The sequence below is a fragment of the Mesorhizobium sp. M4A.F.Ca.ET.050.02.1.1 genome (genome assembly GCF_003997725.1).
Taxonomy (GTDB): Bacteria; Pseudomonadota; Alphaproteobacteria; order Rhizobiales; family Rhizobiaceae; genus Mesorhizobium.
Map to the genome: position 1 here is coordinate 1 of NZ_RZSG01000636.1, position 3,547 is coordinate 3,547.

The following is a 3,547-nucleotide window of genomic DNA, read 5'->3' on the forward strand; positions in this document are numbered from 1 at the left end:
TTGGCATCGTCGGCGTCAACATCGGCGCCAACAAGGACAGCGCCGACCGCATCGGCGACTACGAACGCGGCGTCACGCGCTTCGCGCCTTACGCAAGCTATCTCACGGTCAACATCTCCTCGCCGAACACGCCGGGCCTGCGCAACATGCAGGCGCGCGAGCAACTCGGCGAGCTGCTGTCGCGCGTCATGGCTGCGCGGGCGTCGGCTTCGGCGCAGCCGCCGGTCTTCCTCAAGATCGCGCCGGACCTGGTCGAGGCCGAACTGGAAGACATCGCCGCCGAGGTCGCCGAGAAAAGGGTCGACGGCGTCATCGTCTCCAACACAACTCTCGCGCGGACGGGACTACGGAGCGCAAGCCTCGCCGGCGAGGCCGGCGGCCTTTCAGGCAAGCCGCTGTTCGAACGCTCGACCGCTGTCCTTGCACGCATGCGCAAGCTCGTCGGTCCCGAGATGGCGATCATCGGCGTCGGGGGCGTCAATTCCACGGAGACAGCGCTGGAAAAGATCCGCGCCGGCGCCGATCTGGTGCAGCTCTATACCGGCATGATCTATGCCGGGCCGGCGCTGCCGGGGCGAATCGTTGCCGGCATGGCGCGGTTTGTGGAGCGCGAAGGACTGACTTCGCTGCGCGAGTTGCGCGACAGCCGCCTGGATCATTGGGCCGTCAAGGCTCATTAGAAGGCCATGGCGCCCGTGCGCCCACACCTTTATGTCATCTCTCATCGCGTAGCCCTTCCGCGTTCAGGCTGCCGGATTCATCCATACGATCTCCCAAACATAGCCATCTGGGTCTTCAATGTGGCGGTTATACATGAAGCCAAGATCCTGTGCCGGGTTGGGATCGGCGCGACCGCCCGCCGCAACCGCGCTGGTCAGCGTTGCATCGACGGCGGCGCGGTCGTCGACCGTGAGGGCGATCATTGCCTGACTGTCACGCCGCGCGTCGCCGATAGGGCGCTTGGTGAATTCGCGGTAGTGGTCATGGCTCAGCAGCATCACCCCGATCGCGTCCGAGAACATGAGCGAGGTAGATTTCTCGCCCGAAAACTGCGGGTTTACGGTGCCACCTAGAGCCACGTAGAACGCCGTCGACGCCGCCAGGTCGCGCACAGGCAGGTTCACGAAAATCATTCTGGACATCGCTTTCTCCTTCTCTATCGCCGCGCCCTGCGCTATTGTCTTGATGCAATGTTAGTAGATGCAATGTATCTCGATGTCAAGATACATTTTGTTGAGAGAATATTCGAATGGATCGTGCCGAGGCCGCGGCTAAGCAATGGGCTCGCGAGCGCCCCGACCTTCCAGTGTTGCCTATTGAAACGGTAGGTCGTCTGCTCGATGCCGCCGCGCGCGTGATCCGCGATCACATGAACCCGCTGCTTTCGGGAGCAGGCCTGAATGTAGGTGAGTTTGATGTGCTGACGCCGCTCAGGCGCTCCGGCGAACCCTATATGCTTTCGCCAACGCAGCTTTACGAATCGGCAATGATCTCGTCGGCCGGCATGACCAACCGCCTGGATCGACTGGAGCGCGCCGGGCTGGTTGAACGACGCCCCGATCCCAAGGACCGGCGCGGCAAGCAAATTGCGCTAACGACTGGTGGCAAGCGGGCGATAGACGATTTGATCGGTCCAATGGTGGCGCTAGAAGAGCAATTGATCTCCGTGCTGACGCCGTCGGAGCAGGAGACTCTCAACGCCCTGCTCAAGAAATTGCTCACCGGCCTCTAGGTCGTTGTCGTCGCCAGCAGCCACCTCTCCCGGCGTCAACGGATCCTGATCCCGAGCGGAGGCACTACCTAAAACGCAGTCCGCGCCCGCACTCGCAGAACCATAAGCAGGCTCACGCCTCGCACCAGCAGGAAGACGTGCAGCGACGCCCAGAGCCCGCTGTTGCCGAAGGCCGGCGCCAAAGTCAGCAGCGCGGCGCTGAAGGCGAGGAACGACAACAGCATCATGTTGCGCATGTCGCGCGACCAGGTGGCGCCGATGAAGACGCCGTCCATCTGGAACGCCAGCACGCCGCTGAGCGCGGTGAACGCCGCCCAGGGCAGATAGGTGTCGGCAACCTCGCGAACCTCGGGCGATGTCGTGATCAGGCCGACCAGATCGACACCGGCCAGCAGCAGCACGAGGGTGGCGACGCCCGACAGGCCGAAACCCCAAAACAGGGTCAGCCGCACTGCTTGCCGGAAGGGCGTTTCGGCGCCCGCGCCGATGGCGCGGCCGGCGAGCTGCTCGGCGGCGGTGGCGAAGCCGTCGAGGAAGTAGCCGGCGATGAGGAAGAAGTTCATCAGCACCGCGTTGGCAGCCAGCGTCACCGTGCCGAACTGCGCGCCCTGGCGGGTGAACAGCGCGAAGGCGGCGAGCAGCGAGAAGGAGCGGATCATGATGTCGCGGTTGAGCGACAGCATGCGCCGGTAGGCCGGCAGGTCGAGGATGCGCTGGCGCGAGGGGCGCTCCAACCTCCGGAAACGACGCAGGACGATGGCGAGGCCGAGCAGCATGGCAAGGAACTCGCCGGTGACGGTCGCCCAGGCAACGCCGGCGACGCCCCAGCCGAGCTTCAGGCCGAGCAGGAAGCAAAGCGCGATGTTGATGCCGTTCAGCACCGCCTGCAGCATCAGGCCAAGCCCGCCCTCGCCGCGCCCGAGCACGTAGCCGAGGATGGCGTAGTTGATCAGTGAGAAGGGCGCGGCGAGCAGCCTGATATGGACATAAACAGCCATCGCTTCGCTGACGCGCGGTTCGGCGCCCATGAACTTTTGCCCGCCAATGGCGATCACCGGCGCAAGGGCGGCGAGCACGATGCCGGCGACGACGGCGATCAGCACGGCGCGCCAGAGCACCGCCTGCTCTTCCAGTGCGTCGCCGCGCCCGAACGCCTGGGCGACGAGGCCGGTGGTGCCGGAGCGCAGGAAATTGAAGGTGGTGAAGACGACGTCGAAGGCAAGCGCGCCCGCCGCCAGGCCGCCGAGCAGGGCGGCGTCGCCGAACTGGCCGACCACCGCCGTATCGACGATGCCGAGCAGCGGCGTCGTCAGATAGGCGAGCGTCATCGGCACGGCGATGGCAAGCACCGAGCGGTTGGTTACGGCGAAAGACCGGCCGGCGGCCGATGTCGATAGCTGATCCAGGGCCTGGTCCTCGGGACGGCTTGATCGGACGACCGATGTGCCCCAGTTTGCCGGTGCCGCGCAATCACGATCCGGCGTCGGCCAACCGAATCCCGGAGCTGGCATGCCGCTGCAGATCGTCCACCACCCCGGCTATGACGCCGGTTTCGCCGTCAACCACCGCTTCCCGATGAGCAAGTATCCGCTGCTGATGCGGGCGCTGGAGGCGCGCGGACTGGCGAGCCGCGACACGCTCGCCATGCCCGAGCCGGCGCCGGCATCGTGGCTGAAGCTGGCGCACGCGGCCGACTATGTCGACCAGGTCCTGGCCTGCCAGGTGCCGGAAGGATCGAACGCGAGATCGGCTTTCCGGTCGGTCCGCGGGTTTCGCTCAGGGCACAGCTTGCCGCCGGCGGCACGGTGCTGGCGG

The 3,547-nt window shown here is 65.5% G+C and carries 4 protein-coding genes and 1 pseudogene; 3 read left to right on the forward strand and 2 right to left on the reverse strand.

Features of this window, described 5'->3' with window-relative positions:
• Nucleotides 1–680: dihydroorotate dehydrogenase (quinone) (pyrD, locus tag EOA33_RS28395; protein WP_127407145.1), on the forward strand; the 680-nt coding region annotated here is incomplete at its 5' end.
• 63 nt (nt 681–743) lie between these two features.
• On the opposite strand, the gene EOA33_RS28400 is transcribed toward pyrD, so the two are convergent.
• The gene (locus tag EOA33_RS28400; RefSeq protein WP_126056576.1) at nt 744–1,142 is read right to left on the reverse strand and encodes a VOC family protein; all 399 of its coding nucleotides are present in this window, start codon (nt 1,140–1,142) and stop codon (nt 744–746) included.
• Nucleotides 1,143–1,249: 107 nt separating this feature from the next.
• Between EOA33_RS28400 and EOA33_RS28405 the strand changes: the two genes are divergently transcribed.
• Complete coding sequence (locus tag EOA33_RS28405) at nt 1,250–1,732, forward strand: MarR family transcriptional regulator (RefSeq protein WP_189363133.1); 483 nt, start codon at nt 1,250–1,252, stop codon at nt 1,730–1,732.
• Nucleotides 1,733–1,800: 68 nt separating this feature from the next.
• Here EOA33_RS28405 and EOA33_RS28410 read toward each other — a convergent pair whose 3' ends face one another.
• On the reverse strand, nt 1,801–3,138 hold the full coding sequence (locus tag EOA33_RS28410) for an MATE family efflux transporter (protein WP_189363135.1): 1,338 nt from the start codon (nt 3,136–3,138) through the stop codon (nt 1,801–1,803).
• 103 nt (nt 3,139–3,241) lie between these two features.
• Between EOA33_RS28410 and EOA33_RS28415 the strand changes: the two are divergent.
• Nucleotides 3,242–3,547, forward strand: a pseudogene (locus tag EOA33_RS28415) (histone deacetylase); the annotation flags it as partial.

What these genes read in the sequence shown, in the direction of transcription:
- EOA33_RS28400 (WP_126056576.1), bottom strand. Translation starts at nt 1,142, where the DNA reads ATGTCCAGAATGATTTTCGTGAACCTGCCTGTGCGCGACCTGGCGGCG.
- EOA33_RS28405 (WP_189363133.1), top strand. Translation starts at nt 1,250, where the DNA reads ATGGATCGTGCCGAGGCCGCGGCTAAGCAATGGGCTCGCGAGCGCCCC.